This is a genomic window from Allobosea sp. 05T438, assembly GCF_056396025.1.
This window is the reverse complement of record NZ_JBFTKQ010000011.1, coordinates 16,009-32,548: the sequence shown is the minus strand read 5'-3', so window position 1 is coordinate 32,548 and position 16,540 is coordinate 16,009. Positions and strand designations below refer to the sequence as shown.

Sequence of the window (16,540 nt, the reverse complement as noted above, 5' to 3'; positions counted from 1 at the left end):
ATTTTCACTTATTCTATGTGAGAAATAATTATCGGCGTGTGGAAGGCGGGATGACGCAACGGCACTTCTTTTCCCAAAAAATGCGCAGATAGGGCCGAGTTCCATGAATCGATTTTAGCAATTCGTAAGCTCCGAGCCCCAACCCTCATCCGGCTCAATGCGGCAATCCGGCCCAGGATGAGATGTCATGGTCAAGCTCGCTTTCATTTCGGAATTAATGCGGCGGTTCCGCCGCGACCAGCGCGGCAACGTGCTCGTCATGACCGGCTTCCTGACGCTTCCGCTCATCGGCATCGTCGGCGTCACCGTCGACTACTCGCGCGCCAGCAACGCCCGCCAGGCGCTGAGCTCGGCGATCGATTCCGCCTCGCTGATGGCGGCGCGCGACGCCCAGAAGCTGACGGACGGGCAACTCAGGGATCGGATCGATTCCTGGATCCGCGACAATCTGCCGGCGAGCGCGAAGAGTGAATTCACCGGTGCGAACGTGGTGATCGACCGCACGGCGCGAACGATCAAGATCACGGCGAACGCCAATGTGGAGACGACGATCGGGCGCGTGCTTGGACCTCAGTACATTCCTGTCGCCAGTGACAGCCAATCGACCTGGGGAACGAACAAGATCGAGCTGGCCCTGGTGCTCGACAATACGGGCTCGATGTCGTCCTCGGGAAAGATGACGGCGCTGAAACAGGCGTCGAAGGATCTGATTCAGATTATGAAGGACGCTGCGATCGAAACGGATCAGATTCGGATCTCGATCGTGCCGTTCAACACGCAGGTTCGTATCGACCGCGCCTTGAAGGACGAGCCGTGGATTCGCTACGGCATGACCCGGTCGGTGACGATGACCTGCGACAAGAACGGCAACAACTGCAAGGCGCCTAGCGGTGCGGCTGCGTCCGACCCCACAATTTCGAATTGCAAGACCAGCAAGGGCGTGACGACCTGCACCGAGACCCTGACGAAGGCTAACTGGGTCAAGACTGAGGGCTGCATAGCCGACCGGGACCAGAGCTACGACGTCACCGATGGCGGGGCGTATTCCGCCAGCGCCCAGCAGTATCCGGCGACCTGGTGTGGCCAAACCTCGCTGGCGCAAACGATGGGGTTGAGTTCCGATTGKACGGCGCTGACGGCCAAGATCGATACGATGACACCAGTCGGCGCCACCAATGTCACCATCGGCGCAGTCTGGGGCTGGGCAACGCTGTCGACCGGCGCGCCCTACACGGAGGCCAAGCCAAATACGGAGCCGCGGCTGAAGAAGTACATGATCTTGCTGACCGACGGCGACAACACCCAGAACCGTTTCGAAGGCGACGGTAGCACCCCCAATCCAAATATCGATGCTCGAACGAAACTTGCCTGCGCAAACGTCAAGGCGGCCGGCGTCAGCGTCTATACGATCCGCGTCATGGATGGAAACGCGGCGATGCTGCGCAACTGTGCCACAGATTCGACCATGTACTATGAGGTGACGAGTGCCTCGCAGCTCAGCCCGATCTTCAAGTCGATCGCCAACGAGATCAGCGCAGTGCGTTTGACGCACTGAGGCCGCCGCCGAGTTCGGCGAAGCGCGCCAGGAAGCGCGCTTGCGCCGTCTCGGTGTCCAGCGGGTCGAGCCAGGCCAGGACTTCGGCCGGCAGCGCCTGCGGCCGGCCGAAGAATTTCAGCGCCTCCGGACGGTCGAAACCGGCGAGCTGCGTCGCCTCGAAGAAGGCGGCGATGGTGTCGGCCTCCTTCGTTTTGCGCTTCAGCATCGCCGGTGTGGTTGCAGGCAGGCCAAAGCGCAGCTGGATCGCCGTGAGCAGGCGCAGCTCCACGCTCTTGTAGGCATCGCCCATCACAACCTTGAACGGCGAGATCATGTCGCCGATGACGTATTCCGGCGCGTCGTGCAGCAGCGCCGTCAGCCGCCACGCCTCGCTCCAATCCGGATTCAGGAAGCCCGCGATAGCCTCGACCAGCAGGCAATGCTGCGCCACCGAGAAGGAATGCGCGCCGCGCGTCTGCCCATTCCAGCGGGCGACGCGGGCGAGTCCATGGGCGATGTCCTCGATCTCGATGTCGAGCGGAGAGGGATCGAGCAAATCGAGCCGCCGGCCCGAAAGCATGCGCTGCCAGGCACGCGGCGGTTCAGGCGTGCGGGACATCAGGCGGCGGGACGGGAGTCGCGCGCCAATTCAGCGCATTCGGTGTAGCGGAAGCAGCCGGTGAGATGGTCGTTGACCAGCCCGCAGGCCTGCATGAAGGCATAGACGATGGTCGGGCCGCAGAAGGTGAAGCCCGCCTTCTTCAGTTCCTTGGCCATAGCCTCTGAAAACTTGGTCTGCGTCGGCACCTCCTCATGGGTGCGGAAGGCGTTCTGCAGCACGCGGCCGTCGAGATGCTTCCAGAGGAAATCGGCGAAGGGCTCGCGCTCGCTGATCCTGAGATAGGCCTGCGCGCTCTTGATCGTGCCTTCGATCTTGCCGCGATGGCGGATGATGCCGGGGTCGGCCAGGAGGCGCTGGACATCGGCCTCGCCGAAGCGTGCGACGGCTTCCGGCTCGAAGCTGGCGAAGCCGGCGCGGAAGGCGTCGCGCTTGCGCAGGATCGTGATCCAGGAGAGGCCGGCCTGGAAACCGTCGAGGATCAGTTTCTCCCAGAGTGCACGGGAATCATATTCCGGCACGCCCCATTCGGTGTCGTGATAGGCGAGATAAAGCGGGTCCGTTCCCGGCCAGCGGCAGCGGAACTTGCCGTCCGGCCCCTCGATCGCGATGCGTTCTTCGCTCATAAGGCGACTCCTGCGGCGGCTCCGAAGCCCGTCTCGCCGGGGAAGGGGAAGCGGATGAAATCGGGCTTGTCAGCGAGATGGAAGGCGAGGCCGCCACCGAGCGGCGTCTCGCCTGCCGCCAATGCATCGGCCAGCCGGTCGAGGCGGAGCATGGCGAGCGCCTTGCCGTTCGCGCCCGAGCCGATGCTGCCGAGCATCTTGCCGCCGGCGGTCGCTTCCACGCCGGTCTCGGCGAYGATGCCGTCGTCGAAGGCGATCGGAACGACGCGGGTGCGGGCCGTGCCGCGATGCTGCATGCGGGAGACGACCTCCTGCCCGATATAGCAGCCCTTCTTGAAGGAGACGCCGCCGAGCTGGTCGAGCAGGGCTTCGTGCGGGAAGGTGTCGCCATAGGGGAAATCGCGACCGCCTGCGGGAATACCGAGCGCGATGCGGCGGGCGTGGTAGGCGTCGGGCTCGGCCGTGACGAGCTCATCGATGCCCTCGACATCGGCGATGGCCCGCTGGCCGAGCGCCGGCAGGCGCGGGTCGTCATAGACGAAGCCGGCCTCGCCCGGTAGCGGCGCTCCGTCCGCCGAGACGAGCACGGCGCTCTTCTCGGTGAGGTCTTCCAGAGCGACCTTGGCGCGCAGCTTATAGAGTTTCAGGCGTTTCATCAGATCGGCGGTCTGGAGCAGGGGGGTGTCGAGCAGGAAGCCGCCCCCGTCTTCCGCCGGCAGCGCGACGACGAAGAAATCGCAGATGATCTTGCCCTGCGGTGTCAGCAGTGCGCCATAGCCGGCCCGTTCGGGTGTCACCTCGTCCATCTCGTTGGTGACGATGTTCTGCAGGAAGTCGCGGGCATCCTCGCCGCTGACGCGGATGACGCCGCGATCGATCAATCGGGTTGCGGACATAGGCAGCCGTTCCAGTTCTGATTCCATGCCGGGCTCGTGCGGCCGAAAGGGATGATCGCGCCACCCGAAAGCTGTTTCCGCTTTCGGGACGGCGAGACTGCCGATAGGTAGGCCGCATCGGCCCTTTGCTCAACCGCCCGGAGAACCGCCATGCCCCAGACCTATGACGTCATCCTCAAGGGCGGCACGGTGGTCAACCAGGATGGCCGCGTCGCGCGCGACATCGGCATCACCGGCGGCAAGATCATGGCGCTGGGCGATCTCTCCCAGGCCTCGGCCGGCGAGACGGTCGACTGCACCGGCCTGCACATCCTGCCGGGCGTGATCGACAGCCAGGTGCACTTCCGCGAGCCGGGGCTCGACCACAAGGAGGATCTGGAGACGGGCTCGCGCGCTGCCGCCCTCGGCGGCGTGACCTGCGTCTTCGAGATGCCGAACACCATCCCGCAGACGACGACGCCGGAGGCGCTGGCCGACAAGATCCGGCGCGGCCGGCACCGCATGCATTGCGACTTCGCCTTCTGGGTCGGCGGCACGCATGAGAACGCCAACGACGTACCGGAGCTCGAGCGGCTGCCGGGCGCGGCCGGCATCAAGGTGTTCATGGGCTCGTCCACCGGCGATCTTTTGGTCGAGGACGACAAGGGCGTCGCCGAGATCCTCAAGCGCACCCGCCGGCGCGCCGCCTTCCACTCCGAGGACGAGACGATGCTGCGCGAGCGCATGGGCCTGCGCGTCGAGGGCGATCCGGCAAGCCATCCGGTCTGGCGCTCGCCCGAGGTCGCACTGACCTGCACGACGCGGCTGGTGCGCATCGCGCGCGAGACCGGGGCGCGGGTGCATATCCTGCACATATCGACCGGGGACGAGATGCTGTTCCTCAGGGATCACAAGGATGTCGCCACCGTCGAGGTGCTGCCGAACCATCTGACGCTGGTTGCGCCGGATTGCTACGAGCGGCTCGGCACCTACGCCCAGATGAATCCCCCGATCCGCGATGACAGCCATCGCCAGCGCATCTGGTGGGGCGTGGAACAGGGCATCGTCGACGTGCTCGGTTCCGATCATGCGCCGCATACTCATGAGGAGAAGCACCACGCCTATCCGGCAAGCCATTCCGGCATGCCGGGCGTCCAGACGCTGGTGCCGATCATGCTCGACCATGTGAATGCCGGCCGGCTCTCGCTGGAGCGCTTCGTCGACCTGACCAGCCATGGGCCGCAGCGCATCTTCGGACTGGAAGGCAAGGGCCGGATCGCGGTCGGCTACGATGCCGATTTCACGATCGTCGACCTCAAGCGCCGGGAGACGATCACCAATGACTGGATCGCCTCGAAATGCGGCTGGACGCCCTATGACGGCGTCACCGTCACCGGCTGGCCGGTCGGCACCTTCGTGCGTGGTCTCAAGGTGATGTGGGAGGGCGAATTGACGACGCCGTCGCAGGGTGAGCCGGCCCGCTTCCTGGAGGCGCTGCCGCGCAGCGCCTGAAACGGATCGGCGCCGCCCGCGTTCAGCTCTCGATGAGCGCGCGGGCGGCGCCGCAAAAAAAAATCGAAAAAAGATTCCCGGCGCTGTCGATTCCAGCCGCGCCCGTTCGACGTGCAGTCAGAGAACGGGTTTCGGCGGTTCGCGCCGAAGCCGCCCGGTTCTCCCAAACCCAAGGAGAAGACCGATGCGTGTGATGGTTCTGGTCAAGGCAAGCAAGGACAGCGAAGCCGGCGTGATGCCGGATCCGGACGTCTTCGCGAAGATGGGCGCCTATAACGAGGAACTGATCAAGGCCGGCATCCTGCTCGCCGCGGAAGGCCTGCAGCCGACCTCCAAGGGGCTGCGCATGCGCTTCTCCGGCGGCGACAGGGCGATCACCGACGGCCCCTTCGCCGAGACCAAGGAATTGCTGGCCGGCTTCTGGCTCTGGCAGGTGAAGTCCTTCGACGAAGCGGTCGAATGGCTCAAGCGCGCGCCCTTCGACGGCGGCACCGAGATCGAGCTCAGGCCCGTCTTCGAGATGGAGGATTTCGGCGAGATGGTGACGCCGGAGCGGCGCGAACGGAAGGAAAACCTGCGCGCCGAATTCGAGAAACGTCCCGGCTGAGCCGGCCCGATACCCCAAACCCAGCTCAACGGACGGTGCAGGCTACGCCCCCGTCTCTCGAAGGAGAAAACCGATGCGTTTCATGGTGATGGTCAAGGCGACGAAGGACAGCGAAGCCGGCGCTCCGCCGAGCCAGGAGCTGCTCGAGGCGATGATGGCCTATAACGAAGAGCTGGTGAAAGCCGGCATCATGAAGGGCGGCGACGGCTTGCAGCCCAGCTCGAAGGGCGCGCGCGTCCAATTCGACGGCGCCAAGCGCTCCGTCGTCGACGGGCCCTTCGCCGAGACCAAGGAGCTCGTCGCAGGCTATTGGCTCTGGGAGTGCCAATCGCTCGACGAGGCGATCGCCTGGGTCAAGCGCTGCCCCAATCCGATGCCGGGTCCGTCCGAGATCGAAATCCGGCCGCTGTTCGAACTGGCCGATTTCGGCGAGATCGTCACGCCGGAGACGGCGGCGCAGTGGGACCGGCTCAAGGCCGAGTCCGAGGAGCAGGGCTGAGCGATCGACGCCTTGCCTGGGCCACTTGCCAGCCGATGCGCTGATGGTGTGTATCGCTTCCCATGTCGGGCAGCGATGCACACCGCACCATCGAGACGGTCTGGCGCATGGAAGCGCCCCGGCTGATCGCGGGGCTCGCGCGGCTGACCCGCGATGTCGGCCGGGCCGAGGAGCTGGCGCAGGACGCGCTGGTCGCGGCGCTGAAGCAATGGCCCGAAGAGGGCGTGCCGCGCAATCCGGCGGCCTGGCTGATGCAGGTCGCCAAGCGTCGCGCCGCGGATGCCGCCCGCCACGAGATCATGGCCCGGCGCAAGCGAGACGAGATCGGCCGCGATATCGACAGCGAAGGGCCGGCGATGCCGGATATCGACGAGGCGCTCGATGACGAGGTCGGCGACGACCTCCTGCGCCTGATCTTCACCGCCTGCCATCCGGTGCTGCCCAAGGAGGCGCGGATCGCGCTGACGCTGCGGCTGCTCGGTGGACTGACGACGGAGGAGATCGCGCGCGCCTTCCTGGTGCCGGAACCGACGATGGCGCAGCGCATCGTGCGGGCGAAGAAGACGCTGAGCGAGGCCGGGGTGCCTTACGAAGTGCCGGCCGGCGCCGAGCTCGGCGAACGCCTCGCCTCGGTGCTGGAGGTCGTCTACCTGATCTTCAACGAGGGTTATTCGGCCACGGCCGGCGAGGACTGGGTCCGGCCGGGACTGTGCGAGGAGGCGCTGCGGCTCGGGCGCATCCTGGCGGCGCGGGCTCCGGAGGAGCCGGAGGTGCTCGGTCTTGTCGCGCTGATGGAGCTGCAGGCTTCACGACTCCGGGCGCGTGTCGGCCCCGACGGCGAGCCGATTCTTCTGCTCGACCAGAACCGCGCGCGCTGGGACAGGCTTCTGATCGGACGAGGACTTGCGGCGCTGGAACGGGCGGAGCGGCTCGCCGGCACTTTGCCGGGTCCCTATCTGCTGCAGGCRGCACTGGCCGCCTGCCATGCCCGTGCGCGCACGGCGGAAGAGACCGACTGGCATCGAATCGCGGCGCTCTACGCGGTGCTCGGCCGGGTGTTGCCGTCGCCGATCGTCGAGCTCAATCGGGCCGTGGCGGTCGGCATGGCTGAAGGGCCGGCGGCAGGGCTGGAACTGGTCGAAGCGCTGGCCACCGAGCCGTCGCTCAAGCGCTACCATCTCCTGCCGAGCGTGCGCGGCGACCTGCTGTCCAAGCTCGGTCGGCTTGCCGAGGCGGCTGCGGCCTTCGAGCAGGCTGTAGCACTGACGCGCAACGTCAAGGAACGAGCTTTGATGGAAGAACGAGCGGCAGCGGCACGTGCTGGTGCCCGCCGGGCCGCATCGAGCTGAGAACGTCTCGCCAGGCCTTAAGCCGTCATGCCCGGGCTTGACCCGGGCATCTCATGCCAACCGAGGCTTCCGCACTCGCCTGTCTAGGGATTCCCAGGCCTGCGCTTCGCTTCGCCCGAGAATGACCCCTGGGATCAGTGCCGCGTGCCGGTGGTGAAGGCGCCGCAGCGAACTTTCTCGGGCAGGGCCTCGGTGAAGACGGCGGTGGCTTCCTCGCCATAGGTCTCGACCAGGGTGCGGAGCGCAGCAAAGAGCGCGGCATGGGCGAGCGCATCCGAATCGAGCCCGTCCTGCTGGGCTTCGGTGAAGGCGTCCTCGACGTAGCCGTAGGCGACGCGGCGCGCATCGCCATGGTCTTCGGCGAGATTCGGGTCGAGCATCGTGTCTTCGGGCTGGATTGGCATCGAAATGGGACTCTGCGGCCTTCTATCTGATGCGAATCGCGCCGGTTGTGACCCGGTTCGCGACGGTTGGGCGACACTCAAGTCATAGGCCGTGCCAGAGCGGCACGCTACCGCGGTGTTTAAGAAAGGTTAACGCGACCGGAAGAATTCCACCGAAGATCGCATTCGGGCAACAGCTGTTGCCTATCCGCCATAGCGGCTGGCCAGCGCCCGCGATAGGGCCTCGCCTTCAGCCGCGAGGCGCGCGGAGGCTTCCTGGCTGGCATCGGTACAGGAACGGTGGGTCAGCGAATAGGCCTTGAAACCGCGGTTGAAAGCGGCGGTCAGGCGGTCGCGCCGTTGTGGGGTACGCCCTTCGGCCTCGATCAGGGCGGCCATGCGGGCGCGCCAATCCTGAGCCTCCTTGCCGCCGCAGAGCGTGCGCAGATAGGCGAGCGAGCCCATGATCTCGGCGAGCTGGAGCAGTTGCGGCTCATAGGGCGGGCCGTCCGGCTCCTGGACGGGCGGTTCCGCAGGCTTGGCTGCGGGCGGTTTCGCCGGCTGCGGCGTTCGCTGCTGCGCCTGCGAAACCAGCGGCGCGAGCACGGCAAGGGCCAGAACGGCCGAAGCGCGAGCGCCGCGCCTCATGCCGACCCGCTGGCCGCGAAGAGGCTGTGAGCCCGGCGCAGCACGTCGCCGAGTTCGCGCGTGGTGGCGAGCCCGCCGATCTTGAGCGGATCGGCCCACATCACGGCGCCTGCCTCCGGGCCCGGTTGCGGTTCGCCGGAAAGCCATTCGCCGACGAAGGATGCGACGACGAAGTGATGCGTCACGGCGCCCTTGGCATCGCGGCCGAAGATCTCGACATGGCGGTTGAAGCCGAGGATACGGGCGGTCACGCCGACCTCCTCGTCGAGTTCGCGCAGCGCCGCCTGCTCGAGTGTCTCGCCGGCCTCGACCTTGCCGCCGGGCAGCGACCAGAGCTGGTCGGCCGGCGGCTTGGTGCGGGTCGCCAGCAGCACCTTGCCTTCGCGGAAGACGGCGACCGAGGCTGCGAGCACAGGCCGAGCCGCCGCGCGGCCGGGCGTGGGGAAGCGGATGACCTGGCCGCCATCCTCGCTCATGGCGCGCTGACCGGCGTCAAACGTGCTGTCCGCCATTGATGTGCAGCTCCGAGCCGGTGACATAGCTCGAGGCGTCCGTGCAGAGGAAATAGATCGCCTTGGCGACCTCGTCGGTCTTGCCCAGGCGCTTCATCGGCAGGGTCGCGACGATCTTCTCGGTGCCCGGCGAGAGGATGGCGGTATCGATCTCGCCCGGCGAGATCGAGTTCACGCGGATGCCGAACGGCCCGAAATCGGCGGCCATCTCGCGGGTGAGGCTGGCGAGAGCCGCCTTGGAGGTGGCATAGGCGGCACCCGCGAAGGGGTGCACGCGTGAGCCGGCGATCGAGGTGACGTTGACGATCGCGCCCTTCGCGGCGGTGAGTTCGTCGAGCAGTCCGCGCGCCAGCATGATCGGCGCGAAGAAATTGACCTGGAAGACCTTGTGCCAGTCGTTGAAGGAGGTGGTGGCGGCGCCGAGCCGCTCGCCGTTGCGCCCCTTCGGCGAGATGCCGGCATTGTTGACCAGCGCATTCAGCTTGCCGCCCTCGACGGCCAGCCGCTTCTTGATCTCGGCGATGCCGCGCATCGTGTCCTCGGGGTCGCCGAGGTCGATCTGGACATGGTCGTCGGCACCAGAGGGCCAGGGGCACTTCTCGGAGAAGCCCTGGCGCGAGCAGGACAGGATACGCCAGCCCGCCATGGCGAACTGCATCACCGTGGCATGGCCGATACCGCGGCTCGCTCCGGTCAGCAGCATGACCGGGCGATTGCCCGGCTCGGTCTTCGGAAAATCGAACTTCGGCATCGCCATGGGGCTGGAGTCCTCAGGGGTAGAAGCGTGTCTTGGACCAGGGCTCACCGGCCGAGCCGCGGCGGAAGATGATGCGGTCGTGCAGGCGGAAGGCGCCGTCGCGCCAGAACTCGATATAGACCGGGGTGATGCGAAAGCCACGCCAATAGGGCGGGCGCGGGATCTCGCCGATGCCGAACTTCAGCGTATAGGCCGCGACCGCTTTCTCCAGCGCGAAGCGGCTTTCCAGCGGGCGCGACTGCTGCGAGGCCCAGGCGCCGATGCGGCTGTCGCGCGGGCGCGACTGGAAATAGGCCTCCGATTCGGCGTCGGTGACGGGGGCGACGGGGCCGCGGATGCGGATTTGCCGGCGCAGGCTCTTCCAGTGGAACAGCGCCGCGGCCTTGGGCTGGCCGAGCAGCTCCTCGCCTTTCTGGCTTTCGGTGTTGGTGTAGAAGACGAATCCGTCCGGCCCGTGGCCCTTCAGCAGCACCATGCGGCTGTTGGGCAGGCCGTCGGCATCGACGGTCGAAAGCGCCATGCCGTTCGGGTCGTTGGGCTCGGATTTCGTCGCTTCGTCCAACCACTTCTGGAACAAGGCGAAAGGCTCGTTTTCCTCGGTGAAGTCACCGCTCGTTAACGGTTGCACGTTCTAATCCTCGGTCAGTGGAAGTTGGGCGTCGGGCGAGCGCAAAGTGATCCGGTTACGGGCGACTGGTTTATATAGGGCAGGGGCCGGAGCGTTCCAAAGCCTTCCTGATCGCGCAGCCCCCATGCGCCCGCTGATGGCTGTGGCCGTGCTGGCGCTGTTCGCCGCCGGCTGCTCGGTTTCCTTTCCGATTCTCGGCCTGTCGAGCAAGAGCGAGGACGAGGTCGCGACGACCTCCGCGGTTCTGCCTGCGCGCGGCGGCGAACGGCCGGCGGCCCTCGCCAGCCTTGCGGCCGAGCTCGGTCCCGAAGACATGCGCCGCGCCGATGGCGCGATGAGCGTCGCTCTCGACCCGCAGGGCAACGGTGCCGCGGTATCCTGGGACAACCCCCAGAGCGGCATCAAGGGTTCCTTCATTCCGGTAGGTGGCCCGTTCCTGCGGTCGGACGAGATCTGCCGGGCCTTCATCGCCAGCGTCCAGACGCAAGCCCGGCCGGCCAAGCTGCAAGGCACCGCCTGCCGCCCCTCCGGCGGCGAGTGGGCGGTCAAGGATGTCGCGCCCTGGAAGGGCGTGAGCTGAGCGCCCAGCTATCGGCTTGCCTTGCGTTTGCGGCGGGTGCAGAAGGGCCCCCGGAGGGTGTTGCGTCGGCGCCACACCATCCCCAGATAAGGCGGAGCGGACGGATGCCGGCTTTCGATACCGGCCGTCCGACTTTGCGTGAAAACGAGGTTTTGGATGCGCGATCCCTATCAGGTTCTGGGCGTCGCCCGCGGCGCGAGCGATGCGGAGATCAAGAAGGCCTTCCGCCGCCGTGCCAAGGAGCTGCACCCGGACCGCAACCAGGAAGATCCGAAGGCGCAGGATCGCTTCTCCGAGCTGAACACCGCCTATGAGATCCTGGGCGACGAGACCAAGCGCAAGCAGTTCGACCGCGGCGAGATCGATGCCGAGGGCAAGCCGAAGTTCCAGGGCTTCGAGGGCATGGGCGCCGGCCGCGGCGGTCGCAGCGGCGGCTTCGAATTCAATTTCGGCCAGGGCGGCAACCCCTTCGGCGGGCGCGCCGGCGCGCAACCCGGCGGCGGGCAGCCCGGTGGCGACGCCGGCTTCGACGCCTCCGACATCTTCTCCTCGCTCTTCGGCGAGGCGAGCCGGCGCTCGCGCGGGCGGCCCGAGCCGCAGAAGCCGGCGGAGCAGAGCTTCACGCTCGAGGTCACGCTGGCTCAGGCCGTGACCGGCGGCGCGCGCCGGGTCAAGCTGCCGACCGGGCGCGAGGTCGAGATCACCATCCCCGAAGGCGTCACCGACGGCAAGGTGATGCGCCTGCGCGGTCTCGGCCAGACCGATCCGTTCTCCGGCGAGACCGGCGACGTGATGATGACGATCAAGATCAAGCCGGACCCGCGCTTCACGGTCGACGGCAAGGATCTGCGCACCCGCGTCGCGGTGCCGCTCACCAAGGCGGTTCTTGGCGGGCCGTTGCACGTCCCGACGCTGACCGGCGCCGTCGAGATGACGATCCCGCCGATGACCGGCACGACCAAGCAGTTCCGCCTGCGCGGCAAAGGGCTCAAGGGCGAGAAGGGCGCGGTTGGCGACCTCTTCGTCGCGATCGATATCGAGATGCCGGCAAGCGACGCCGAGTTGACCGCTCTGATGAAGGCGCGCAGCGAGGCCGGCTAACCTTCCAGCATTATGCGATGGGCCTTTGCCGGCCCCGATCCGAGGGAAAATACCCCCGATTGGGGCCGGATGCGTGATTCAACCGTGGAGGCCGCCGTCAAAAGCGGTTCCCGTTTCCCTGCGACTGTTCTAAGAGACCTGCTCCTCGTTCACCCTGCGGGTTCCCCATGCCTGATTCCAACGCCGTTTCGCCGACCGCCAATCTCCTCAAGGGCAAGCGCGGACTCGTGATGGGCGTCGCGAACAACCGCTCCATCGCCTGGGGCATCGCCAAGGCGGCGGCCGACGCGGGCGCGGAACTCGCGTTCACCTATCAGGGCGATGCGCTGAAGAAGCGGGTGGAGCCGCTCGCCAAGGAACTCGGCGGCCATGTGGTCGGCCATTGCGACGTCACCGACGGCGCCACGATCGACGCGGTCTTCGCCGAGGTCGAGAAGCTCTGGGGCAAGCTCGACTTCGTCGTCCACTGCATCGCCTTCTCGGACAAGGACGAGCTGACCGGCCGCTATGTCGAGACCACCGAGGCGAACTTCTCCAAATCGCTGCTGATCTCCTGTTATTCCTTCACCGCGATCACCCAGCGCGCCGAGAAGCTGATGCCCGATGGCGGCTCGCTGCTGACGCTGACCTATTACGGCGCCGAGAAGTGGATGCCGCATTACAATGTCATGGGCATTGCCAAGGCGGCGTTGGAATCGAGCGTGCAGTATCTCGCCGCCGATCTCGGCCCCTCGAAGATCCGCGTCAACGCGATCTCGGCCGGCCCGATCAAGACGCTGGCCGCCTCCGGCATCGGCGATTTCCGCTACATCCTGCGCTGGAACGAGTACAACTCGCCGCTGCGCCGCACGGTCACCATCGAGGAGGTCGGCGAGACCGCCGTGTTCCTCGTCTCCGACATGTCGCGCGGCATCACCGGCGAGATCATGCATGTCGATGCCGGCTACCATGTCGTCGGCATGAAGGTGCCGACCGCGCCGGACATCTCTCTCGACAAGGGCGAGTGAGGTTTCCACTTCGTTATAACATTGTTGTAACGGAGCTTGATTGCGCTTATCCTGCCTCTTCGATGGAGGGAGCCATGCGCAGCGCCGTCAAGAAGATCGGTAATTCGGCCGGAATCGTCATCCCGAAGCCTCTTCTCGCCGAGATCGGGGCAAAGGCGGGCGATGGCGTCGAGCTCACCGTCGAGCAAGGCCGCATTATCATCCAGCCGCTGCAGGGGCGGGCACGCGAAGGCTGGGCCGAGGATGCCAAACGCCTCGCGGCTACGGAAGACGATGCGCTAGCGTGGCCGGAATTCGGCAATGCCGAAGACACCGAACTGACATGGTGAAGCGCGGGGACATCTGGCTCGCGGCTCTCGACCCAACGGTGGGCAGCGAAATCCAGAAGACGCGGCCTTGCCTGATCATCTCGCCTGCCGAGATTCACGATCATCTACGCACGGTCATCGTCGCGCCCATGACTTCAAAGAGCCGCCCGGCGGGCTTCAGGGTGCCGATCTCATTTCAAGGCATTGATGGGCTGATCCTGCTCGAGCAGAGCAGGGCTCTCGACAAGAAGAGGCTGATCCGGCGGTTAGGCGCGGCCCACCCGGCAACGCTCAGCAATGCCCTGGCGGTTTTGCGCGAACTCTACGAGGATTGACGACCGGCCGTCCGGCTAGCCCGCCAGCAAGGTTTTCAAGCGATCCGTCGCGCCGTCGTCGCGGCGGATCGTTTCGTCTGCGGCGGCTGCAAGCAGATCGGCCACCGTCCGTCCGCCGATCAGGCGTTGTGGCAGGATCTCCGCCAGCGGCGTCAGCACGAAGGCGCGCTCGGGAATGCGCGGGTGCGGAATCTGCAGCCGCGCCTGGTCGATGACCGCATCGCCATAGGTCAGGATGTCGATGTCGAGCGTGCGCGGTCCCCAGCGCTCGCGCCGTTCGCGGCCGCCGGCACGCTCCAGCTCAAGGCAGAACGCGAGCAGGTCCTGCGGGGCGAGCGATGTCTCGACCAGAGCTGCCATGTTGAGGAATTCCGGCTGGTCGGTCTTGCCCCAGGGCGGTGTGCGATAGATCGAGGACAGCCGGCCAAGAGTGATGGCCGGGTGGTCGCGCAACCCATGCAAGGCCGCGGCGAAGGCGGCGACGGGATCGCCGAGATTGCCGCCGAAGGCGAGCGCGGCTTCAACCTTCACGCTGGAATCTCAACTGGATGCCGACCGAGCCGAGCGTCGCCGGGATCGGAGGCGCCGGCTTGCGCAACGTGACTTCCACAGCATCGACCGTGGGAAAGGCGTCGAGGATCGCCAAAGCCACGGCACGGGCTGCGCCTTCAAGCAGATGATAGCGGCAGGCCGTGAAAGCGTCGTTCACGATGGCGACGGCACGCCCGTAATCGACCGTATCGGCCAGGCGGTCGCTGGCGGCGGCGGCACGCAGGTCGACGTCGAGCACGAGGTCGAGGACAAAGCGTTGGCCGAGCCGCTCCTCCTCCGAGAAAAAGCCGTGATAGGCGTAGATATCGAGCTTCTCGATCAGGATGCGGCCGGTTTCGCTCACAGGTCTGCCTTCGTGCTGTCCTCGATCGCGGCCCAGGTCTTCAGCGCATCGATATGGGGCGCGACGTCATGGGCGCGGATGATGGCGGCGCCGCGGCTGGCGCCGTAGAGATGGGCGGCGATGCTGGCGGCGAGCCGTTCGGCCGGGATCGTGCGGCCGGTGATATGCCCGAGCGTCGATTTGCGCGAGGCGCCGAGCAGGATCGGGCAGCCGAGCTCGCCGAGCCGGTCGAGATGGTGGATCAGGTCGAGATTCTGGCTGATGGTCTTGCCGAAGCCGATGCCGGGATCGACGACGATCTGGTCACGCGGGACGCCGGCCTGCGTCGCGATCGCGATCGAGCGCTCGAGGAAGCGCAGCACCTCGTCGAAGATGTCGAGCGCGCCGTCGGCCTTCTCGCGGTTGTGCATCAGGATGATCGGGGCGCCGGCCCGCGCTGCGACCGCGGCGATGCGCGGATCGCGCTGGGCGCCCCAGACGTCGTTGACGATCGATGCGCCGGCGGCGAGCGCCGCTTCCGCGATCTCGGCCTTGTAGCTGTCGATGGAGATCGGCGCCTCGATGCGCGCCTTCAGCTGGGCGATCACCGGCAGCACGCGCGCCTTCTCGGTCTCGGCATCGACGGTGGCATGGCCCGGCCGGGTCGACTCGCCACCGACATCGACGATGGCCGCCCCCTCGGCGACAAGGCTTTCGCCATGCGACACCGCGGCCTGGGTGCCGGCGTGCAGGCCGCCATCCGAAAAGGAATCGGGCGTGACGTTGACGATGCCCATGACCAGCGGCCGCGCATCGAGCGCGAGGCTGCGGCCATCAGGCAAGGTGAGGGAGAAGGGCATGCGGTTCCGTCGATGATTGGGCAAGGGCGCTATACACACCCCGTGTGCGATGGGCCACAGAAAGCGGCCGATTGTCGCTATGGGGCGGATGCATGGGCTCCGGCCGCCTTTGGCTTTTGACGCGGGCGGCGTCAGCGTGCAGAAGCCCCGCATGCTTCCGCTTTCGCTTTCGCATCGGCTCATCCTCGTCCGCCACGGCGAAACCGACTGGAATCGCGAGGGGCGGCTGCAAGGCGGACAGGATATCCCGCTCAACGATCTCGGCCGTGAACAGGCGGCTGAGGCCGCCGGCCGTCTGAAGACGCTGGAGCCGGCCTATGCCGAGCTCGACTACATCTCATCGCCGATGCGGCGGGCGCGCGAGACGATGGACATCCTGAGCCGCGAACTCGCTCTGCCGGAAGGCGGCTATGCCGTCGATGACCGGCTGCGGGAGCTGACCTTCGGCGAATGGGAAGGCTTTACCTGGCGCGATGTCCGCAAGGCCGAGCGCGAGCAGGCGCATCTGCGCGAGCGCGACAAATGGGGCTTCGTGCCGCCGGGCGGCGAGAGCTATCGCATGCTGGCCGAACGGGTGCGTCCGGTGCTCGAAGGCTTGCGGCGCGAGACGGTGATCGTCAGCCATGGCGGGGTTGCGCGCGCCGTGCTCGCGCTGGTTGGTGCGGTTGCGCCACGCGACGCCGCCAGGGTGGAGATCTGGCAGGGCAAGCTGCTCGTCGTCACCGGGAGCAAGGCCGACTGGCTCTGAGAGGCTCGGGCAGTGCCGGCGGCATCCCGGCATTCATCACCGGTTCACGCGTGATTCGGCAGGAAGAATATGCTAGCAGAGCGTCGTGATGCGGCGGCCTGCCCGGCCGGGGGGCTCACGCGGATGTCGCGGCGCAGTGGCGACGGATTCCGGTTTTCTTCATAGGGTGCGTGGC

Annotated in this window: 22 protein-coding genes; 11 read left to right on the top strand and 11 right to left on the bottom strand. The window is 66.6% G+C overall.

Annotated features, from left to right (window positions below; genetic code table 11):
• Positions 1–187: 187 nt before the first annotated feature.
• Positions 188–1,555 (top strand): pilus assembly protein TadG-related protein, encoded by a 1,368-nt coding sequence (locus AC1DIN_RS20145; RefSeq protein ID WP_476811080.1) that lies wholly within the window; start codon positions 188–190, stop codon positions 1,553–1,555.
• Here the strand turns inward: AC1DIN_RS20145 and AC1DIN_RS20140 are convergent.
• Genes AC1DIN_RS20140 through ygfZ form a run of 3 tightly spaced genes read right to left on the bottom strand, consistent with a single transcriptional unit; the run spans position 1,530 to position 3,678 of the window.
• The gene (locus tag AC1DIN_RS20140) at positions 1,530–2,156 is read right to left on the bottom strand and encodes a YfbR-like 5'-deoxynucleotidase (RefSeq protein ID WP_476811079.1); all 627 of its coding nucleotides are present in this window, start codon (positions 2,154–2,156) and stop codon (positions 1,530–1,532) included. The two genes, AC1DIN_RS20145 and AC1DIN_RS20140, sit on opposite strands and share 26 nt — an antisense overlap.
• A complete protein-coding gene (locus AC1DIN_RS20135) occupies positions 2,156–2,782 on the bottom strand; it encodes a DNA-3-methyladenine glycosylase I (RefSeq protein ID WP_476811078.1) in 627 nt (208 codons plus the stop codon). Before AC1DIN_RS20135 ends, AC1DIN_RS20140 begins: the two co-directional genes overlap by 1 nt.
• Positions 2,779–3,678: a CAF17-like 4Fe-4S cluster assembly/insertion protein YgfZ gene (gene ygfZ / locus AC1DIN_RS20130; RefSeq protein ID WP_476811077.1), complete on the bottom strand. Its 900-nt coding sequence runs from the start codon at positions 3,676–3,678 to the stop codon at positions 2,779–2,781. Before ygfZ ends, AC1DIN_RS20135 begins: the two co-directional genes overlap by 4 nt.
• Positions 3,679–3,828: 150 nt before the next feature.
• On the opposite strand from ygfZ, the gene AC1DIN_RS20125 reads away from it, so the two are divergent.
• The 4 genes from AC1DIN_RS20125 (at position 3,829) to AC1DIN_RS20110 (ending at position 7,624) form a co-directional block, all read left to right on the top strand.
• Positions 3,829–5,169, top strand: a complete 1,341-nt coding sequence (locus tag AC1DIN_RS20125; RefSeq protein WP_476811076.1) for a dihydroorotase — start codon at positions 3,829–3,831, stop codon at positions 5,167–5,169.
• A gap of 184 nt (positions 5,170–5,353) precedes the next feature.
• Positions 5,354–5,776 carry a YciI family protein gene (locus AC1DIN_RS20120; protein WP_476811075.1) on the top strand — a complete coding sequence of 141 codons (423 nt, stop codon included), beginning with the start codon at positions 5,354–5,356 and terminating at the stop codon, positions 5,774–5,776.
• A 73-nt stretch (positions 5,777–5,849) separates the two neighbouring features.
• Positions 5,850–6,275: a YciI family protein gene (locus AC1DIN_RS20115; RefSeq protein ID WP_476811074.1), complete on the top strand. Its 426-nt coding sequence runs from the start codon at positions 5,850–5,852 to the stop codon at positions 6,273–6,275.
• 62 nt (positions 6,276–6,337) lie between these two features.
• A complete protein-coding gene (locus tag AC1DIN_RS20110; RefSeq protein ID WP_476811073.1) occupies positions 6,338–7,624 on the top strand; it encodes an RNA polymerase sigma factor in 1,287 nt (428 codons plus the stop codon).
• Between the two features lie 134 nt (positions 7,625–7,758).
• Here the strand turns inward: AC1DIN_RS20110 and AC1DIN_RS20105 are convergent, their stop codons facing one another.
• From AC1DIN_RS20105 to pdxH, 5 genes are all read right to left on the bottom strand, one after another.
• Entirely contained in the window at positions 7,759–8,028 is a 270-nt protein-coding gene (locus tag AC1DIN_RS20105) for a hypothetical protein (protein WP_441472861.1), read from the bottom strand.
• Between the two features lie 183 nt (positions 8,029–8,211).
• Positions 8,212–8,655, bottom strand: coding sequence for a TIGR02301 family protein (locus AC1DIN_RS20100; RefSeq protein ID WP_441472860.1), 444 nt, complete (start codon positions 8,653–8,655; stop codon positions 8,212–8,214).
• The gene (locus tag AC1DIN_RS20095; RefSeq protein WP_476811072.1) at positions 8,652–9,167 is read right to left on the bottom strand and encodes an NUDIX hydrolase; all 516 of its coding nucleotides are present in this window, start codon (positions 9,165–9,167) and stop codon (positions 8,652–8,654) included. The genes AC1DIN_RS20100 and AC1DIN_RS20095 overlap by 4 nt, the downstream gene beginning before the upstream one ends.
• On the bottom strand, positions 9,148–9,924 hold the full coding sequence (locus tag AC1DIN_RS20090) for an SDR family NAD(P)-dependent oxidoreductase (protein WP_476811071.1): 777 nt from the start codon (positions 9,922–9,924) through the stop codon (positions 9,148–9,150). Before AC1DIN_RS20090 ends, AC1DIN_RS20095 begins: the two co-directional genes overlap by 20 nt.
• A 13-nt stretch (positions 9,925–9,937) precedes the next feature.
• Complete coding sequence (gene pdxH, locus AC1DIN_RS20085) at positions 9,938–10,552, bottom strand: pyridoxamine 5'-phosphate oxidase (protein ID WP_441472857.1); 615 nt, start codon at positions 10,550–10,552, stop codon at positions 9,938–9,940.
• A 124-nt stretch (positions 10,553–10,676) separates the two neighbouring features.
• Between pdxH and AC1DIN_RS20080 the strand changes: the two genes are divergently transcribed.
• The 5 genes from AC1DIN_RS20080 (at position 10,677) to AC1DIN_RS20060 (ending at position 13,883) form a co-directional block, all read left to right on the top strand.
• Positions 10,677–11,132: an RT0821/Lpp0805 family surface protein gene (locus tag AC1DIN_RS20080; RefSeq protein WP_476811070.1), complete on the top strand. Its 456-nt coding sequence runs from the start codon at positions 10,677–10,679 to the stop codon at positions 11,130–11,132.
• Positions 11,133–11,288: 156 nt separating this feature from the next.
• A complete protein-coding gene (locus AC1DIN_RS20075) occupies positions 11,289–12,233 on the top strand; it encodes a DnaJ C-terminal domain-containing protein (protein ID WP_441472855.1) in 945 nt (314 codons plus the stop codon).
• Between the two features lie 167 nt (positions 12,234–12,400).
• Positions 12,401–13,240 carry an enoyl-ACP reductase FabI gene (fabI, locus tag AC1DIN_RS20070; protein WP_038359560.1) on the top strand — a complete coding sequence of 280 codons (840 nt, stop codon included), beginning with the start codon at positions 12,401–12,403 and terminating at the stop codon, positions 13,238–13,240.
• Between the two features lie 74 nt (positions 13,241–13,314).
• Complete coding sequence (locus tag AC1DIN_RS20065) at positions 13,315–13,569, top strand: AbrB/MazE/SpoVT family DNA-binding domain-containing protein (RefSeq protein WP_476811069.1); 255 nt, start codon at positions 13,315–13,317, stop codon at positions 13,567–13,569.
• Positions 13,563–13,883: a type II toxin-antitoxin system PemK/MazF family toxin gene (locus AC1DIN_RS20060; RefSeq protein WP_476811068.1), complete on the top strand. Its 321-nt coding sequence runs from the start codon at positions 13,563–13,565 to the stop codon at positions 13,881–13,883. Before AC1DIN_RS20065 ends, AC1DIN_RS20060 begins: the two co-directional genes overlap by 7 nt.
• Positions 13,884–13,898: 15 nt before the next feature.
• On the opposite strand, the gene folK is transcribed toward AC1DIN_RS20060, so the two are convergent.
• From folK to folP, 3 genes are read right to left on the bottom strand one after another with little or no spacing between them, the layout of a single operon-like run.
• Entirely contained in the window at positions 13,899–14,414 is a 516-nt protein-coding gene (gene folK, locus AC1DIN_RS20055; protein WP_441472853.1) for a 2-amino-4-hydroxy-6-hydroxymethyldihydropteridine diphosphokinase, read from the bottom strand.
• A complete protein-coding gene (gene folB, locus AC1DIN_RS20050; protein ID WP_476811067.1) occupies positions 14,404–14,778 on the bottom strand; it encodes a dihydroneopterin aldolase in 375 nt (124 codons plus the stop codon). Before folB ends, folK begins: the two co-directional genes overlap by 11 nt.
• The gene (gene folP / locus AC1DIN_RS20045; RefSeq protein WP_476811066.1) at positions 14,775–15,617 is read right to left on the bottom strand and encodes a dihydropteroate synthase; all 843 of its coding nucleotides are present in this window, start codon (positions 15,615–15,617) and stop codon (positions 14,775–14,777) included. Before folP ends, folB begins: the two co-directional genes overlap by 4 nt.
• A 151-nt stretch (positions 15,618–15,768) precedes the next feature.
• Between folP and AC1DIN_RS20040 the strand changes: the two genes are divergently transcribed.
• Positions 15,769–16,365, top strand: coding sequence for a histidine phosphatase family protein (locus tag AC1DIN_RS20040; protein WP_441472850.1), 597 nt, complete (start codon positions 15,769–15,771; stop codon positions 16,363–16,365).
• Positions 16,366–16,540: the final 175 nt, after the last annotated feature.

What these genes read in the sequence shown, in the direction of transcription:
- AC1DIN_RS20140 (WP_476811079.1), bottom strand. Translation starts at nt 2,156, where the DNA reads ATGTCCCGCACGCCTGAACCGCCGCGTGCCTGGCAGCGCATGCTTTCG.
- AC1DIN_RS20135 (WP_476811078.1), bottom strand. Translation starts at nt 2,782, where the DNA reads ATGAGCGAAGAACGCATCGCGATCGAGGGGCCGGACGGCAAGTTCCGC.
- AC1DIN_RS20125 (WP_476811076.1), top strand. Translation starts at nt 3,829, where the DNA reads ATGCCCCAGACCTATGACGTCATCCTCAAGGGCGGCACGGTGGTCAAC.
- AC1DIN_RS20120 (WP_476811075.1), top strand. Translation starts at nt 5,354, where the DNA reads ATGCGTGTGATGGTTCTGGTCAAGGCAAGCAAGGACAGCGAAGCCGGC.
- AC1DIN_RS20115 (WP_476811074.1), top strand. Translation starts at nt 5,850, where the DNA reads ATGCGTTTCATGGTGATGGTCAAGGCGACGAAGGACAGCGAAGCCGGC.
- AC1DIN_RS20105 (WP_441472861.1), bottom strand. Translation starts at nt 8,028, where the DNA reads ATGCCAATCCAGCCCGAAGACACGATGCTCGACCCGAATCTCGCCGAA.
- AC1DIN_RS20100 (WP_441472860.1), bottom strand. Translation starts at nt 8,655, where the DNA reads ATGAGGCGCGGCGCTCGCGCTTCGGCCGTTCTGGCCCTTGCCGTGCTC.
- AC1DIN_RS20095 (WP_476811072.1), bottom strand. Translation starts at nt 9,167, where the DNA reads ATGGCGGACAGCACGTTTGACGCCGGTCAGCGCGCCATGAGCGAGGAT.
- AC1DIN_RS20090 (WP_476811071.1), bottom strand. Translation starts at nt 9,924, where the DNA reads ATGGCGATGCCGAAGTTCGATTTTCCGAAGACCGAGCCGGGCAATCGC.
- AC1DIN_RS20080 (WP_476811070.1), top strand. Translation starts at nt 10,677, where the DNA reads ATGCGCCCGCTGATGGCTGTGGCCGTGCTGGCGCTGTTCGCCGCCGGC.
- AC1DIN_RS20075 (WP_441472855.1), top strand. Translation starts at nt 11,289, where the DNA reads ATGCGCGATCCCTATCAGGTTCTGGGCGTCGCCCGCGGCGCGAGCGAT.
- fabI (WP_038359560.1), top strand. Translation starts at nt 12,401, where the DNA reads ATGCCTGATTCCAACGCCGTTTCGCCGACCGCCAATCTCCTCAAGGGC.
- AC1DIN_RS20065 (WP_476811069.1), top strand. Translation starts at nt 13,315, where the DNA reads ATGCGCAGCGCCGTCAAGAAGATCGGTAATTCGGCCGGAATCGTCATC.
- AC1DIN_RS20060 (WP_476811068.1), top strand. Translation starts at nt 13,563, where the DNA reads ATGGTGAAGCGCGGGGACATCTGGCTCGCGGCTCTCGACCCAACGGTG.
- folP (WP_476811066.1), bottom strand. Translation starts at nt 15,617, where the DNA reads ATGCCCTTCTCCCTCACCTTGCCTGATGGCCGCAGCCTCGCGCTCGAT.
- AC1DIN_RS20040 (WP_441472850.1), top strand. Translation starts at nt 15,769, where the DNA reads ATGCTTCCGCTTTCGCTTTCGCATCGGCTCATCCTCGTCCGCCACGGC.